Source organism: Candidatus Palauibacter sp. (assembly GCF_965261555.1).
In the GTDB taxonomy this organism is placed as follows: domain Bacteria; phylum Gemmatimonadota; class Gemmatimonadetes; order Palauibacterales; family Palauibacteraceae; genus Palauibacter.
Map to the genome: position 1 here is coordinate 696,072 of NZ_OZ253465.1, position 14,153 is coordinate 710,224.

Annotated in this window: 14 protein-coding genes; 8 read left to right on the forward strand and 6 right to left on the reverse strand. The window is 68.7% G+C overall.

Annotated features, from left to right (window positions below; genetic code table 11):
* Positions 1 to 4: 4 nt before the first annotated feature.
* The 3 genes from ACQY5G_RS03010 to ACQY5G_RS03020 all read left to right on the forward strand — a co-directional run bounded on the left by ACQY5G_RS03010 (position 5) and on the right by ACQY5G_RS03020 (position 2,796).
* Positions 5 to 508 (forward strand): DUF3299 domain-containing protein, encoded by a 504-nt coding sequence (locus ACQY5G_RS03010; RefSeq protein WP_428276861.1) that lies wholly within the window; start codon positions 5 to 7, stop codon positions 506 to 508.
* A gap of 96 nt (positions 509 to 604) precedes the next feature.
* A complete protein-coding gene (locus ACQY5G_RS03015) occupies positions 605 to 1,288 on the forward strand; it encodes an ABC transporter ATP-binding protein (protein WP_428276863.1) in 684 nt (227 codons plus the stop codon).
* Complete coding sequence (locus ACQY5G_RS03020; protein WP_428276865.1) at positions 1,288 to 2,796, forward strand: ABC transporter permease; 1,509 nt, start codon at positions 1,288 to 1,290, stop codon at positions 2,794 to 2,796. The genes ACQY5G_RS03015 and ACQY5G_RS03020 overlap by 1 nt, the downstream gene beginning before the upstream one ends.
* 42 nt (positions 2,797 to 2,838) lie before the next feature.
* Here ACQY5G_RS03020 and folE2 read toward each other — a convergent pair whose 3' ends face one another.
* The gene (gene folE2 / locus ACQY5G_RS03025) at positions 2,839 to 3,645 is read right to left on the reverse strand and encodes a GTP cyclohydrolase FolE2 (RefSeq protein ID WP_428276867.1); all 807 of its coding nucleotides are present in this window, start codon (positions 3,643 to 3,645) and stop codon (positions 2,839 to 2,841) included.
* Between the two features lie 93 nt (positions 3,646 to 3,738).
* On the opposite strand from folE2, the gene mog reads away from it, so the two are divergent.
* The 4 genes from mog (at position 3,739) to ACQY5G_RS03045 (ending at position 7,679) form a co-directional block, all read left to right on the forward strand.
* Complete coding sequence (mog, locus tag ACQY5G_RS03030; RefSeq protein ID WP_428276869.1) at positions 3,739 to 4,293, forward strand: molybdopterin adenylyltransferase; 555 nt, start codon at positions 3,739 to 3,741, stop codon at positions 4,291 to 4,293.
* 98 nt (positions 4,294 to 4,391) lie between these two features.
* The gene (locus ACQY5G_RS03035; RefSeq protein ID WP_428276871.1) at positions 4,392 to 5,717 is read left to right on the forward strand and encodes an argininosuccinate synthase; all 1,326 of its coding nucleotides are present in this window, start codon (positions 4,392 to 4,394) and stop codon (positions 5,715 to 5,717) included.
* Positions 5,718 to 5,725: 8 nt separating this feature from the next.
* Positions 5,726 to 7,198, forward strand: a complete 1,473-nt coding sequence (argH, locus tag ACQY5G_RS03040) for an argininosuccinate lyase (RefSeq protein ID WP_428276873.1) — start codon at positions 5,726 to 5,728, stop codon at positions 7,196 to 7,198.
* A 13-nt stretch (positions 7,199 to 7,211) separates the two neighbouring features.
* Positions 7,212 to 7,679, forward strand: coding sequence for an arginine repressor (locus ACQY5G_RS03045; RefSeq protein WP_428276875.1), 468 nt, complete (start codon positions 7,212 to 7,214; stop codon positions 7,677 to 7,679).
* A 115-nt stretch (positions 7,680 to 7,794) separates the two neighbouring features.
* Here the strand turns inward: ACQY5G_RS03045 and ACQY5G_RS03050 are convergent, their stop codons facing one another.
* The 5 genes from ACQY5G_RS03050 to ACQY5G_RS03070 all read right to left on the reverse strand — a co-directional run bounded on the left by ACQY5G_RS03050 (position 7,795) and on the right by ACQY5G_RS03070 (position 13,569).
* Complete coding sequence (locus ACQY5G_RS03050; protein WP_428276877.1) at positions 7,795 to 8,997, reverse strand: ImmA/IrrE family metallo-endopeptidase; 1,203 nt, start codon at positions 8,995 to 8,997, stop codon at positions 7,795 to 7,797.
* Between the two features lie 16 nt (positions 8,998 to 9,013).
* On the reverse strand, positions 9,014 to 9,307 hold the full coding sequence (locus tag ACQY5G_RS03055; protein ID WP_428276879.1) for a type II toxin-antitoxin system HigB family toxin: 294 nt from the start codon (positions 9,305 to 9,307) through the stop codon (positions 9,014 to 9,016).
* A 66-nt stretch (positions 9,308 to 9,373) separates the two neighbouring features.
* Positions 9,374 to 10,612, reverse strand: coding sequence for a glycosyltransferase (locus tag ACQY5G_RS03060; RefSeq protein WP_428276881.1), 1,239 nt, complete (start codon positions 10,610 to 10,612; stop codon positions 9,374 to 9,376).
* 30 nt (positions 10,613 to 10,642) lie between these two features.
* Positions 10,643 to 12,175: an amidohydrolase family protein gene (locus tag ACQY5G_RS03065; protein ID WP_428276883.1), complete on the reverse strand. Its 1,533-nt coding sequence runs from the start codon at positions 12,173 to 12,175 to the stop codon at positions 10,643 to 10,645.
* Positions 12,172 to 13,569, reverse strand: coding sequence for an FAD-binding oxidoreductase (locus ACQY5G_RS03070; RefSeq protein WP_428276885.1), 1,398 nt, complete (start codon positions 13,567 to 13,569; stop codon positions 12,172 to 12,174). Before ACQY5G_RS03070 ends, ACQY5G_RS03065 begins: the two co-directional genes overlap by 4 nt.
* Positions 13,570 to 13,676: 107 nt before the next feature.
* Here ACQY5G_RS03070 and ACQY5G_RS03075 point away from each other — a divergent pair, with 107 nt between their 5' ends.
* Positions 13,677 to 14,153, forward strand: coding sequence for a DUF2269 family protein (locus ACQY5G_RS03075; RefSeq protein WP_310782836.1), 477 nt, complete (start codon positions 13,677 to 13,679; stop codon positions 14,151 to 14,153).

Consider the following 14,153-nt stretch of genomic DNA (forward strand, 5'->3'; position numbering starts at 1 on the left):
TTCGATGATCGACACAAGCCGCAGGCTTCTCTCCACAGCCGCCGCCATGCTGTTCGTGGTGACCCTCACCGGCGCGGGCGGCTCCACGGAGGCCGTCACGGAGCCCCCGGCCGACGCACCGGCGGCGGCATCGGCCGACGATCCCACCGAGGTGGGGTGGCGCCTCCTGGCCAGCCTCAACTACCGGACCGGCGAGCCGAGCGAGGAGTTGGCGGCCCTCTCGGGCAAGCTCGTCAAGATCCCCGGATTCACGGTGCCGCTCGAGGACTGGGCGTCCTCGGCGACGGAATTCCTCCTCGTGCCCTATGTCGGCGCCTGCATCCACACGCCGCCTCCACCGCCCAACCAGCTCGTCTACATCGAGATGGATGAGGGCAAGCGGGCGAAGCTGGACGGGTGGAACCCGGTGTGGGTCGAGGGCGTGCTGACGATCGAGATGACGGAGAGCGTGTACGGCTACGTCGGTTTCACCCTCTCCGGCCAGCAGGTCTATCCGTACGAGTCCTGATCCACGATGCGGCCACTCGCATGCATTGAGCGCGTCCTCGCAGCCCCGGGGGCGCGCTTTTTCATTGAACCACGCTCCGCAGGGAGACGCCAGTAGATGAGCCTCGCAATCGACCTCCGACGCCTGCGCTTCCGCTACGGTGGAGGCCCCTGGGTGCTGGACATCCCCGAACTGACCCTCGAGCGGGGGACGCGCGCGTTCCTGTTCGGTCCGAGCGGGAGCGGCAAGACCACGCTTCTCGGCGTGCTGGCGGGAGTGCTGGAAGCGGAAAAAGGCGAGGTCAGGGTGCTCGGCGAGGATCTCGCGTCGCTCTCGGGCGCGCAACGGGACGCCTTCCGGGCGGAGCACATCGGCTACGTCTTCCAGATGTTCAACCTCATCCCCTACCTGTCGGTGCTCGACAACATCGCGCTCCCCGCGCGCATGAACGCGGAACGCCGGGCCCGGCTGGACGGGACAGGCGTGAGGGAGACCGCCACGCAGCTGGCCGATCATCTCCAGATCGGCGACCTGCTGAAGAAGCCGGTGACGGAACTCTCGGTGGGCCAGCAGCAGCGCGTGGCCGCCTGCCGGGCGCTGATCGGGTCTCCGGAACTCATCGTCGCCGATGAACCGACCTCCTCCCTCGACTTCGACCGCCGGGAGGCCTTCCTCGAACTGCTCTTCCAGGAGTGCGAGCGCGCCGGCGCCACGCTGGTGTTCGTGAGCCACGACCGCACCCTGGAGGGCATGTTCTCCCGCACCATCTCGCTTCCCGACGTCAACAAGGCGGTGCTCTGATGCTGGTCTTCGATCTCGCGCTCAAGTCGCTCCGCAATCGCGCCTTCAGCACCTCGCTCACGGTGGGCTCCATCGCCCTCAGCGTCGCCCTCCTGATCGGCGTGGAGAACGTGCGCGTGGGGATGCGCGAGAGCTTCTCCAACACCATCAGCCAGACCGACCTCATCGTGGGCACCAAGGGCGGCACGATTCAGCTGCTGCTGTATTCGGTCTTCGGCATGGGAGCGCCGACGGAGAACGTCTCGTGGGAGGCCTACAGAGAGTGGGCGGACCACCCCGCGGTCGAGTGGACCATCCCCTACGGCCTGGGGGACAGCCACAGAGGGTTCCGGGTCATCGGCACGAACGAGGACTTCTACCGCCACTACCGCTACCGCGGAGGTCAGCAGATCGCGCTGGCCGAGGGACGGGCGAACGAGGGCCTGTTCGACGTGACGCTGGGCGCGGACGTGGCGACCGAGCTGAACTACGCGCTCGGCGACGAGATCGCGGTGACGCACGGGCTCGGCGAAGTGGGTTTCGTGACCCACGACCACATGCCCTTCACGGTCACGGGCGTCCTCGCGAAGACGTTCACCCCCGTCGACCGCGCGATCTACGTGACCCTCGAGGGCATGGAGGCCATCCACTGGGAGGACGGAGCGCCGCCAGCGTCGGACGACGAACACGACCACGAGGCGGAGGCGGAGGCGGCCCCCGCCGACGATGGCCACGCCCATGACGACGAGGCCGAGGCGCACGCGGCTTCCGCCGACGACGGCCACGCCCATGACGACGAGGCCGAGGCGCACGCGGCTTCCGCCGACGACGGCCACGCCCATGACGACGAGGCCGAGGCCGAGGCGGCTTCCGCCGACGATGGCCACGCCCACGACGACGAAGCGGAGGCGCAGGCGGCTCCCGCCGATGATGGCCACGTCCACGCGGAGGATATCTCGATCGAGGATGTCGAGGTCACGCAGGTCACCTCGTTCTTCGTGGGCACGACCAACCGCCGGGACGTGCTCCAGCTGCAGCGCGAGATCAACGACTTCGAGGATGAGCCGATGATGGCCGTGATCCCCGGCGTCGCCCTGAACGAGATGTGGCAGGGCCTGGCCTACGCCGAGACCGGGCTGCGGCTGGTGGCCATCTTCGTTGTCCTGGTAGGGCTGCTCGGGATGCTGGTCTCGCTCTACACGTCGCTCAACGAGCGCCGGCGCGAGATGGCGATCCTGCGCGCCGTCGGCGCCGGACCCAACCGGATCATCACCCTGCTCGTGCTCGAATCGCTGTGTCTGGCCTCGGCGGGAGCGCTCGCGGGACTCACGCTGGTGTACGCGCTGCTCTCGGTCGCACAGCCCATCGTCGAGGCGCAGGCGGGGCTCTTCATCCCGATCCGGCCGCCCGGTTCCATCGAGCTGCTCTTCCTCGGCGCCGTGGTGCTGGCCGGATTCCTGATGGGCTTCGTACCCGCGCTCAAGGCCTACCGCACCGCCCTCCACGACGGGCTGGCGGTGCGGGTCTAGCGGACCGCGGGCTGCCGGCGGCCCTCAGCCTGCCGGTAGCTCTCAGCTCGATGCGCGGGCGGGCTCCTCCACCTGCGCATACGCGTCGTGCTCGTGGATCGACTCGAAGTTGATCACGTGGACGCTGAACCAGGTCACGTGGCTCAGTGCGCGGAGACGGAGCGTGACCTCGCGGACCAGGTCCTCGACGAACCGGGGATTGTCGTACGCGTGCTCCGTGACCCACTTCTCGTCGGCGCGTTTCAGCACGGGATAGAGCTCGCACGAGGCCGATGCGTCCACCAGCGCCACGACATCCTCTATCCACAGCCGCCCCGTGAAGCGCGTCTTGACGGTGACGATGCTGCGCTGGTTGTGCGCCCCGCGCGCGCTGATCTCCCGGGAGCACGGACACAGCGTCGTCACGGGGATCTTGACCGTGAGGATGAAGTCGTCCTCCGCTCCGCTGGAGGCGTCGAAGGCGCAATCGTACGACAGCAGGCCCGCCGCACCGGTCACGGGAGCTTGCTTCTCCACGAAGTAGGGGAAGGAGATGCCGAGGTGGGCGGTCTCGGCGTTGAGGCGCTCGCGCATCGTGCGCAGGATCGCGGGCAGCGCTTCCACCGAGATCTCGTCATCGTACGAATTGAGGATCTCCATGAAGCGGCTCATGTGGGTCCCCTTGAAGTCGTGGGGAAGGTCCACGGACATGTCGATGTTGGCGATCGTGTGCTGCGCCGTCTTCCGTCGGTCCCTCACGGAGATGGGAAAGCGGACGTTCTGTACGCCCACGCGGCTGATCGGCACCATGCGCGTGTCGGGATGGGCCTGCACGTCGGCCAGCGGGGCCGCGTCGAGGAAGTTCGTCATATGTCTTCAACCTTACCGGGTTCATGCCGTCCATCGGGTTCCACGATCCACCCAAACTATCGAAAAAAGGGCGCGAGGGCTCATATTCCCGCCATGGACCATTCATCGGAAGGGCCCGGCGGCGCCGTCGCCCGGATCGGCATCGTCTCGGTTTCGGACCGCGCCTTCCGAGGCGTATACGAGGACCGGGGCGGTCCGACGGTCGAGGCGTACCTCAGCGACGTCCTCACCTCGCCGTGGGAGGCGGCCGCGCGCGTCATCCCCGACGAACCGGAGCTGATCCGCGCGACGCTGGTCGAGCTGGTCGACGAGGCCGGGTGTTGCCTCGTCATCACCACCGGGGGCACCGGACCCGCCCCGCGCGACGTCACCCCGGAGGCGACCGCCGCGGTGCTGGACAAGGAACTCGCCGGCTTCGGTGAAGCGATGCGCGCGGTCTCCCGACCCCACGTGCCGACCGCGATCCTCTCACGCCAGACCGCGGGCGTCCGGGGTTCGGCGCTGATCATCAACCTCCCGGGGTCGCCTAAGGCCGTGAGCGAGTGCCTGGACGCGGTGTTCGCGGCGGTGCCCGACTGCGTCGACCTCATCGGCGGACCCCGTCTGGAAACCGATCCGGACAAGGTGGAGGCCTACCGTCCCCACTGACCCGCGGCCGCTGCGGGTGGTTTGCATAATTATTCACCATCTGGTATAATTTTCCGCTTCTTGAGCCGTCTCTCCCCTGCGATTCTCAGGATCGACGCATGAATAACAGCACGACGAAGGACGTGAAGCGGGTCGCCCTCGCGTATTCCGGCGGCCTCGATACATCGGTGATGGTCACCTGGCTGAAGGAGAACTACGGCTGCGAAGTCGTCGCAGCCGTCGTGGACGTCGGACAGCGGGAAGACTTCAACGAGATCCGCGACAAGGCGCTGGCGACGGGGGCCGTCGCCTGCCGGGTCGTCGATCTCCGCGAGCGGTTCCTCACCGAGTGCGCGTTCCCGGCGCTCAAGGCGGGGGCCGTGTACGAGGGCCGCTACCTGCTCGGCACCTCCCTCGCCCGGCCCGTGATCGCGGCCGCCCAGGTCGAGGTCGCGCGGGAGTTCGACTGCGACGCCGTCGCGCACGGCTGCACCGGAAAGGGCAACGACCAGGTCCGCTTCGAACTCGCCTACCAGGCGCTCGCGCCGGACCTGACCGTCATCGCCCCCTGGCGCGAATGGGAGATCACGTCGCGCGAGGACGCCTTCGCGTATGCCGCGGAGCGGGACATCCCCGTGCCGGGGAGCCCCCGGAAGCTCTACAGCATCGACCGAAATCTGTGGCACACCTCGTTCGAGGGCGGCATCCTCGAGGACCCGACGGCGGCGACGCCGGACGAGTTGCGCGAACTCACGGTGGACCCGGCCGAGGCGCCGGACACGCCCGCGGACGTCGTCATCTCGTTCGAACGCGGGGTGCCGGTCGCGCTCGACGGCGAAGCGCTCGATCCGGTGACGCTCGTGCAGAGGCTGAACGAGACGGCCGGGGCCCACGGGGTGGGGCGCGTCGACCTCGTGGAGAACCGGCTCGTCGGCATGAAGAGCCGCGGAGTCTACGAGACGCCGGCCGGGACCGTCCTCCTCGCCGCGCTCGCGGACCTGGAGGCGCTCACCCTCGACCGCGACACGGCGGGCTTCAAGCGCGGCATCGCGGACCGGTACGGGGAACTCGTCTACCAGGGTCTCTGGTTCTCGCCGCTGCGGGCGGCGTTCGACGCCTTCCTCGACGAGGCGCACGCCATGTCGACCGGAGACGTGACGGTGCGGCTGTTCAAGGGTTCCGCGATGCCCGTCGCGCGGACGTCCCGCTACTCGCTGTACCGGGAGGACCTCGCCACGTTCGAGGAGGATTCGGTCTACGACCAGGCCGATGCGGGCGGGTTCGTCCGCCTGTGGGGCCTCCCCTCGAGTCTCGCCGCGCGCGTGCGGGCGAGGGCGGCGAGCGGCGACCGGGACTGGGCCGCGTCCGCTTCCGTCGAGACCGTCCGAAGCTCGGCGAAGCCGATGCAGCGGCCCGGGCGGGCGGTGGCATCCGGGTCGCGCTGAACCGCCCGATGCCGGATCCGGATGAAGCTCTCTGGGGAGGGCGCTTCGCGGCGCCCGTCCATCCGGCGGTCCAGGAGTTCACGAACTCGCTGCCGTTCGACCGCCGGCTCGTCCGACACGACCTCCTCGCGAGCCTTGCGCACGCCCGCATGCTGCGCGAGACGGAGATCCTCGCCGGGAGCGACAGCGACCTGATCCTGTCCGGCCTGTCGGAGATGCTGCGGGAGGTGGAGACGGGAGAACTCGAGGTCGGGGGGCCGGACGAGGACGTGCACACCTGGATCGAACGCACGCTCGTCGAGCGCGTGGGGGACGCCGGCAAGCGGCTCCACACGGCGAGGAGCCGGAACGACCAGACGGCGGTCGCGCTGAGGCTGTACGTGCGCGAGCGCCTCGAGGACATCCTCTCCGGGGTCGCGGGGCTGCAGCGCGTGCTGACCGGCCAAGCGGCCTCGTTCCGCGAGACCTTTCTGCCCGGCTACACGCACCTCCAGCCGGGGCAGCCGGTGAGCCTCGCGCACCACCTTCTCGCCCACGCGGCCTCGCTCGGCGCGGACGCGGAACGGCTCCGGGCGGCGCACCGGCTGGCCGGCGTGTCGCCGCTCGGCGCGGGGGCGCTCGCCGGCACGTCGTTCCCCATCGATCCGGCCCGCTGCGCCGCCCTGCTCGGGCTCGACCGCACGTTCGCCAACAGCATGCACATCGTGGGCGACCGCGACTACGTGCTCGACGCGGCCTACGCGTGCGCCGTGCTCTCCGTGCATCTCTCGCGCTGGGCGGATGAGATCGTGCTCTGGTCGACGCGGGAGTTCGGGTTCATCGAACTCGACGACTCCGTGGCGCAGGGCAGCAGCATCATGCCGCAGAAAAAGAACCCCGAGGCGGCCGAGATCCTGCGCGGGAAGTCGGCCCGGGCGATCGGCAACGTGACGGCGCTGCTCGCGCTGATGAAGGGTCTTCCGCTCACGTTCAACAGCGACTTTCAGGAAGACAAGGAACGCCTGTTCGACACGCTCGACACGGCGGACTGGTCCCTCGCCGCAGCGATTGCGGTGGCGCGGGGTGTTAACTACCGGACGGACGTCATGGAAGCCGCGCTCGCGGGCGGGATGCTGACCGCCACCGAACTCGCCGACCATCTCGTCCGCCGCGGCGTCCCGTTCCGACGGGCGCACCACCAGGTCGGCGAGGCGGTGCGCCTGGCCGAGGAAGGCGGAATGGAGCTATGGGAACTGGATTTCGAAACCCTGCGGACGTGCTGTCCTTCCGCGGGAGACGACGTACACGAAGTGCTGCGGCCGCAGGCCGCCGTCGCGGCGCACGACTCGCCCGGCGGGCCGGCGCCGGGACGCGTGCTGGAGCAATTGCAGGAAGTCGACCGCGAGGTGGCGGCGCTCGAAGCCTGGCTGGATGGGCGCACCGATCCGCCGATCCGGCGCGCCCACCTCGAGGAGCGGCTCCTGGACGCCGCGCTCGCATAGCAGCGAGGCTGTCATGACGCCCGAACGCCGCAGGACCCGCGAGCGGGCGATCCTTCACATCATCGACACCCAGGAGATCCGGAGCCAGATCGAACTCGTGGCGGCGCTCGCGCGAGAGGGGATCTCGACCACGCAGACGACGCTGTCCCGCGACTTCCGCCGCCTCGGCATCGTGAAGCGGGCCGACGCCGGCGGACCCAGATATCACCGGCCCGGACGGGACACGACGCCGCCCTCCCCGCGGCGCATGCTGGAGGCGACGCTGAGCGAACTCGCGCTGGACGTCGGCCCGGGCGATGCGCTGTTCGCGATTCGCACGCTGAGCGGCTGCGCCAATGCCGTCGCGATCTCCATCGACGAGGCGGATCTGGAGGGCGTCCTCGCGACGGTGGCGGGAGATGACACGATCCTCGTGCTGTGCCGCGACGCGGAGACCCGTTCCCGGCTCGTGAACGAGTTCAGGTCGCTCGCCCAACTCTGAACCGGCGCCGCGCGGCGGCGCGACTGACGTTAGTTTTGTTCCGTGTCGGCGCTCGTCTGCACGAACGGGCTCGGCGTCCCGTGCAAGAAGTCGCGCGACGCACGGATTTCGTCGGCTACGAGAAGAACTGCTGTCGCACCTCGCCGCTGCCGACGAACTGTGACAGCAGGCGATAGTTATTGCGTTCAAAGCGCACGCGGCCCGCCACGACGGCCGGATGAACTCCCACATCGCTTGCGAAGTGCATCACGTTCATCGCTGTGGGGCGTTCACGAACGCGGCTGGCGTCCCATACGTCCCCAGGGATCAGTGCCTCCTCCGCCCACTCGTCAGCCTCGACTTCGCGCGGATCCTCCGTGGAAGGCCGGGCGCGACGAAGGGACTGATCGTCGAGAAACGCCTGGGGATCGTCGTAGTCCATGTGACGCCCCACATGAGCCAGTTCGTGCAGCAGACAGAACCAGAAGTTGTCTATGCGATCGTGCCGGAGCGTCAGAGCCACCACGGGGGTCCCGTCGGCGAGCTGCAGCGCGGCGCCGTCAAGGTACGTGCGGGGCAGGTGTTCCAGGGCCACGAACGGGATTCCAAGTTCCGCCAAGGTGGCGGCGGCGCGGCGGGGACCATCTCGCAGCGGACTCATCTTTGCCAGTTCGCCCAGCACCTCCGGGGTGATGCAGCCCGGAGCGAAATCCGCCTCTGGTCGGTTCGCGTTCGCGACCGCCATCACCTGCCAACACCAGGCCTGCAGCGCGTAGGCGTCCGACTTGGCGTTTGCCCGGAGGCCCGTTTGCCGAAACATCACGGCGCTGCCGGGCCCAACGCCGGCGCGCTCAACAAACCGCTCCATGATCTCCTTGGCATGGTGAACCAGAGATGGAACCTTCGGGACCCATCCGCGATTGGCCATCGTGCGGAGCGGGAAACGCCTCCAGTGGTCGTCGTCCCAGTCTTCCGGCGGATCCGGCCGCCGCAGCAGAATGTCGGCCCGAACGTCCAGGTGCTTATGTAGCGCCCGTGCCATGGGGAGCGTCAGCGGGCGCTTGCGACCGAGTACTTCCGACACCCTCGCGGCACTCCCGATGAAGGGAACCAGGTCACGAGGCGACAGACCGCGCTCTTCCATGCGCAACTTGATGGCGTCGACTGGATCCAGGTCGCCAATGGGGAAGTGCCTGCGCTCATAGAGTTCCACCAAGTCCGCCAGGATGTCCAACTCTCCCGCTCGATCGCTCCCCGGATCCGCGCCCATCAGTTCGGAAATCCGAGAAAGAGCGGCCTGGTAGGCCGTGTCGGAGCGGATGGGTCTCAGCTGTGGCATCTTCATGTTCCCCCAGTCAGATCGTGGCCGCGTCCACTCCGTTGTATTCGCTGTGCGTGCCCGCAAACCGCACGAAGACTATCCCGTTGGCGTAGTCCACTTGCACGACGATTCGGTAACGGTTTCCTCGAATCCTGAAAACCACTCTGCGATCGGGCAGGATGCTTGGATTCCATCTACCGGCCCGGATATCAGCAGGGCTGACCCACTCAGCCCGTTCGACACCTTGAATCCAGTCCACGAACGCGCTCCGCGCGTCCGCGTGATCCCTTGCGCAGTCGTGGATCAGTTTCGTGGAGATGATCCGCATGGCATCCTGACATCGAGTACATCCTCATCCAAGACATCGCACTTAGTAAGTTTCCAAACCGGAAAGTTAAGTGCCGGTCGCGTCATCGTCAAAGATCCGAGCAGGCTGCGGATCGTTGCCTTCCCCGCCGTCTCTTGCTGGCCGAACCCGCGCCGCGCGCAGGTCCGACAGAGGGATCGGAGGGCCGCCCCACGCGACGCCCCGCATCATGGCGATGGCCGTGGAACGAAGCAGTGCGTACGCCACGATCACGACGGCGAGCGGAAAAACGAGGACGAGCCAGGGATGGGCGTCATCCCGCAGTACGGTCAGCGCCGGCAGAAGGCTGGTGAGCAGGCAGGCCGTGAAGATGATGGCGGGGACGGTCTCGCCGGTCGCCCAGAGCAGTGGCGCCAGCACGCCCGGAGCGGTCGCAAGCCACGACAGCCCCGCGGCGGATACGAGGGAATCGGCGAGACGGTAGTTCCGCGCGGCGAAGAGGTTCTTCTCCGTCCCGTGAACGAAACCGCCGACGGAATCGTACCAGGGGCACGCGATCATCGCTTCGCCGTTGAGGAACTCCGACTGCATCCCGGACTCCTTCACGAGCTGACCCATCCGCAGATCCTCGTCGGGCCTGAGGGCGACGCTTCGGTGCCCGCCGAGGGCACGGTACGAATCGGCACGCATGATCGTATAACCTCCGACGCCCATGAAGGCCGAACTGCGAGGGTCGCGGACCTTCCACAGACGCTTGGTGGCGGAGATGCAAAGCCGAAGGGCCATCGTGCAGGCCCGAAGCAAGGTGCCGCTCACCGCGACACGGGGGCCCGCGCTGAGATGGTCCAGACCTCCGCGCAGGAGATGCCGCACGCCGAAGGCGACGGCGTCCGGCTCGAAGGTAATGTCGCCATCGGTGAAGAGCAGAAGCTCTCCCGCAGCCGCGTCCGCCCCCCGTTGGGTCGCGTAGTTCTTGCCGAACCAGCCGTCGGGAAGCTCCTCCACATGGAGCACCGATAGCCGCCCGTTCTCGCGGGCCAGGTTCTCGGCGATCTCCCCTGTACGGTCTTCCGACCGGTCGTTGACGAAGATGACTTCGAAGTCCGGGTAGCGTATGGCAAGCAGGGAGCGCAGCGCCTCCTCCACTGACCGTGCCTCGTTCCTGGCCGCCACGATCACCGAGAGACGGGGAAGCGGAGCGTCGTCCGCGCGGGGCGGAGCCACCTCGTCGAGCCGGCGAACCTTGAGTTCGCTGTAGATGACGGTCCCCGCGAGGCCAGCCCACACGACGAGCGTGAAGACCCCGAGGGCAACGAGAAGAGTCATCGCGAGAGCCGAGGCGGGGAGAGCCCCGCGCTACCGCGTGCCGCTCGTGATCGCCTGTCCCGGGTAGACGCCGGGTACAAGCTCTCCGTCCCGGACCACGGCCGTCCCCTCGACGAGCAGGTGCATCACGCCCTCCGAGGGCGCCGCCGGGTCCGCGTAGGTCGCGCGATCGATGATCGTCTCAGGATCGAACACGACGATATCCGCGTCGGCGCCGACCTGGACCCTTCCCTTCCGCGCCATGACCGGGGCGAACCCCTCGACGCGCTGCGCCGGCAGGATCGTCATCTTCGCGAGGGCGTCCATCAGATTCAGCGCCCCGCGCTCGCGCACGTAGTATCCGAGCACCCGGGAATAGGTGCCGGCGCCGCGCGGGTGGATCGCCTGGTACAGGTAGGGGATCCCGTCGCTCGCCACGATGACGTCGGGCTGCGCGACGATCCACTCGTTCGTCTCCTCGCTCCTCCCGTGGATCACGACCCAGCCACCCTGATCCCGGTAGTGCCGGAAGGTCGCGGCGTTCAGCCGCTCCGGCGTCCCCGACCACTGCAGGCGGCCGTATTCCTCGTCGGAGGCGCCCTCCCACGGGTCGAACAGGGCCGATTCGATGCGCGTCGAGCCCGCGGTGTAGGGGTAGGACTCCGTCGTGATGTCGATCCCTCGCTCGCGCGCCCCGCGGATCATCTCCAGCGTCATGCGCGCCATCTCGTCGGCGCTCGAGTTCATGTGGACGATGTGGAGCGAGGCCCCGGTCGCGAGCGCGTTCGCGATCACCTCCTGGAAGGCCCCCAGCGTACCGCCCGAGTTCTCGCCCCGGATGTGGACGTAGGCCGGCGCCCCCTGCGCGGCCGCGAGCTGGAAGACGCGGTAGATCTCCGTCCTCGAGGCGCCCGGCGTGTACGTGATGCCGAACCCGATGCCGAGCCCGCCCTCCTCCAGGCCCGTCGCGATGAGCCCGTTCAGTTCGAGCATCTCGTCGTCGTCGATTCCTCCGTAGACCGCATCGAACTCGAAGGGGCTGGCTTCGCCCGGCGGCGTCATCACCGAGTGGCCGACATCAAAACCCGCGAGCAGCTTGGTGCGCGCGCCCGGGTGGCTCACCGTCGCCCCGAAGTGGATGGGCGCCGTCCCCTCGCGGGAGGCGACCCATTCGGCCACCGGGTACACGCCGAGCTCCATCTCGAGGGCCGTCGTCACGCCGTCGAGCGCCTGGAGCTTCGCGCTCACGGTGTCCTGCCCGTGCGCGTGCAGGTCGACGAAGCCGGGCGCGACGACGAGGCCGGCGGCGTCGACCGTGTCCCGTCCCGTGACGCCCCCCTCCGAGATGGCCGTGATGCGTCCGCCGGCGACCGCGACATCGCGCACGGCGTCGAGCCGCGTCTCCGGGTCCATGACCCGGCCCCCGAGGATGACGAGGTCCGCGACGCCTTCCGGTCCGGCGGGGGCGTCTCCGCTTCCGGGGGAACCCTCGGGGGAAGCGCAGGCCGCAAACGCGAGGGCCGCCAGCCACGCCGTTCGCCGTCCACGACCGCCCGTGCGACCCGCGGTGCGATGGATCGTCATGCGACCACCTTTCCCGGGTTCATGAGGCCCTTCGGATCCAGCGCCTCCTTGATCGAGCGCATGGCGTCGACCGCATCTCCGTGCTGCGCCCGCATGTAGGGGACCTTCCCGTAGCCGACCCCGTGCTCGCCGGTGCAGGTGCCCCCGACCGAGATCGCCTGCTCGATCATGCGCGCGTTCACCCGCTTCGCGCGCGCCATCTCATCCTCATCATCCGGATCGATGATGAAGAGGACGTGGAAGTTGCCGTCTCCGGCGTGGGCGACGATCGGGGCGAGGAGGCCCTCCGCGTCGATGTCCTCGCGGGTCTTCAGGAGGCAGTCGGCGAGCGAAGAGATCGGGACGCAGACGTCCGTCGCCCACCCCCGGGCCCCCGGACGGAGGGCGAGCGACGCGTAGTAGGCCTCGTGCCGGGCCGCCCACAGCCGCGAGCGTTCCTCGGCCCGCGTGGCCCACTCGAAGTCCGTCCCGCCGAGTTCCTTCGCGATGAGACCCACCTCGGTCGACTGTTCCTCGACGCCGGCGGCCGACCCGTGGAACTCGAAGAAGAGGGTGGGACGCACCGGGTAGTCGAAGTCGGAGTACCGGTTCACCGCGTCCATCTGCACATCGTCGAGGAGTTCGACGCGCGCGACCGGCACCCCGCTCTGGATCGTGTAGATCACCGCGTCCACCGCGTCGGCCAGCGTCGGGAAGGAGCACACCGCCGAGGCGATCGCCTCCGGGATCCCGTGCAGCCGGAGCAGGACCTCCGTGATGATGCCGATCGTGCCCTCGGAGCCCAGGAAAAGCCGCGTGAGGTCGTAGCCAGCGGAGGATTTTCGCGCGCGCCCGCCCGTCCGGATGACCGTCCCGTCCGGGAGCACGACGGTGAGCCCGAGCACGTTCTCCCGCATCGTGCCGTAGCGGACCGTGGTCGTCCCCGACGCGCCGGTCGCGGCCATCCCGCCCAGGCTCGCGTCAGCGCCCGGGTCGATGGGGAAGAAGAGGCCCGTCCCCTTCAGGTGCTGTTCCAGCGCCTTGCGCGTCATCCCCGCCTCGACGCGGCAGTCCATGTCCTCGGGGTTGAGGTCGATGAGGCGCGTGAGGCCGCTCGTGGCGATCGTCACTCCGCCGCGCAGCGCGGCGACGTGCCCTTCGAGCGAGGTCCCGGCGCCGAAACCGATCATCGGGACGCCGTGCCGGTGGCAGGCGCGCACGGCCGCGGACACCTCGGCCGTGGATTCGGGGAAGACGACCGCGTCGGGCGGCTCGTTGGCGTGGAACGACTCGCCCTCGCCATGCTGCCGGCGCATCGCCTCGGCCGTCGTGAACCGGTCGCCGAACACCTCTTCGAGTTCGGTCTCGAGCGCCGCCGGGAGCGGGGTCCGTTGCGTCGGTGCGGTCGTGCTCATGCCGGACGTTGCCGCCGGGGCCCGCCCCGCGTCAAACGCTCCCCGAGGGACGGCGATCCGGCGCCCGCTCTCTTGACCCGTCCCGGCGTCGCCCGGACTTTGCGCGCATGGACATGCGTGGAGTGATGCTCTTTCTGCATCTGGTCGGGCTGGCGCTGTGGTTCGGCGTCACCCTTTCGCTCGCGATCCTCGGCGTCCGGGCCAACAAGACGGGCGACCGGAACGTGATCGCGTTCATCTATCGCGCCGGCCACCGGCTGCTACGGGGCCCCGGGCTCCTCGGCATGCTGCTGACCACGATCGCGGGCTTCGGCCTCGCCGGACTCGGCGGCTACGGCGTCTTCCGGCTCACGCCGCACTGGCAGTTTCAGATGCAGGTGCTGGGGCTCATCGCCTTCGTCCTCGCGGTCGCGATCCAGATCCCCAACTCGGGCCGGCTCGCGCGCGCCGCGGAGGCCTCCGCCAACGCCGACGAGGACAGCGCCTCGTTCGTCCGCTTCCGGAAGACGAACGCGATCGTCGCCTCGATCAACGGCGCCCTGATCCTCATCGTCACCCTGCTGGGCACCATCCGCCCCATGTAG

What these genes read in the sequence shown, in the direction of transcription:
- ACQY5G_RS03045 (WP_428276875.1), top strand. Translation starts at nt 7,212, where the DNA reads ATGACGCCCGAACGCCGCAGGACCCGCGAGCGGGCGATCCTTCACATC.
- ACQY5G_RS03010 (WP_428276861.1), top strand. Translation starts at nt 5, where the DNA reads ATGATCGACACAAGCCGCAGGCTTCTCTCCACAGCCGCCGCCATGCTG.
- mog (WP_428276869.1), top strand. Translation starts at nt 3,739, where the DNA reads ATGGACCATTCATCGGAAGGGCCCGGCGGCGCCGTCGCCCGGATCGGC.
- ACQY5G_RS03055 (WP_428276879.1), bottom strand. Translation starts at nt 9,307, where the DNA reads ATGCGGATCATCTCCACGAAACTGATCCACGACTGCGCAAGGGATCAC.
- folE2 (WP_428276867.1), bottom strand. Translation starts at nt 3,645, where the DNA reads ATGACGAACTTCCTCGACGCGGCCCCGCTGGCCGACGTGCAGGCCCAT.
- ACQY5G_RS03075 (WP_310782836.1), top strand. Translation starts at nt 13,677, where the DNA reads ATGGACATGCGTGGAGTGATGCTCTTTCTGCATCTGGTCGGGCTGGCG.
- ACQY5G_RS03035 (WP_428276871.1), top strand. Translation starts at nt 4,392, where the DNA reads ATGAATAACAGCACGACGAAGGACGTGAAGCGGGTCGCCCTCGCGTAT.
- ACQY5G_RS03065 (WP_428276883.1), bottom strand. Translation starts at nt 12,175, where the DNA reads ATGACGATCCATCGCACCGCGGGTCGCACGGGCGGTCGTGGACGGCGA.
- ACQY5G_RS03050 (WP_428276877.1), bottom strand. Translation starts at nt 8,997, where the DNA reads ATGCCACAGCTGAGACCCATCCGCTCCGACACGGCCTACCAGGCCGCT.
- ACQY5G_RS03015 (WP_428276863.1), top strand. Translation starts at nt 605, where the DNA reads ATGAGCCTCGCAATCGACCTCCGACGCCTGCGCTTCCGCTACGGTGGA.
- ACQY5G_RS03020 (WP_428276865.1), top strand. Translation starts at nt 1,288, where the DNA reads ATGCTGGTCTTCGATCTCGCGCTCAAGTCGCTCCGCAATCGCGCCTTC.
- argH (WP_428276873.1), top strand. Translation starts at nt 5,726, where the DNA reads ATGCCGGATCCGGATGAAGCTCTCTGGGGAGGGCGCTTCGCGGCGCCC.
- ACQY5G_RS03060 (WP_428276881.1), bottom strand. Translation starts at nt 10,612, where the DNA reads ATGACTCTTCTCGTTGCCCTCGGGGTCTTCACGCTCGTCGTGTGGGCT.
- ACQY5G_RS03070 (WP_428276885.1), bottom strand. Translation starts at nt 13,569, where the DNA reads ATGAGCACGACCGCACCGACGCAACGGACCCCGCTCCCGGCGGCGCTC.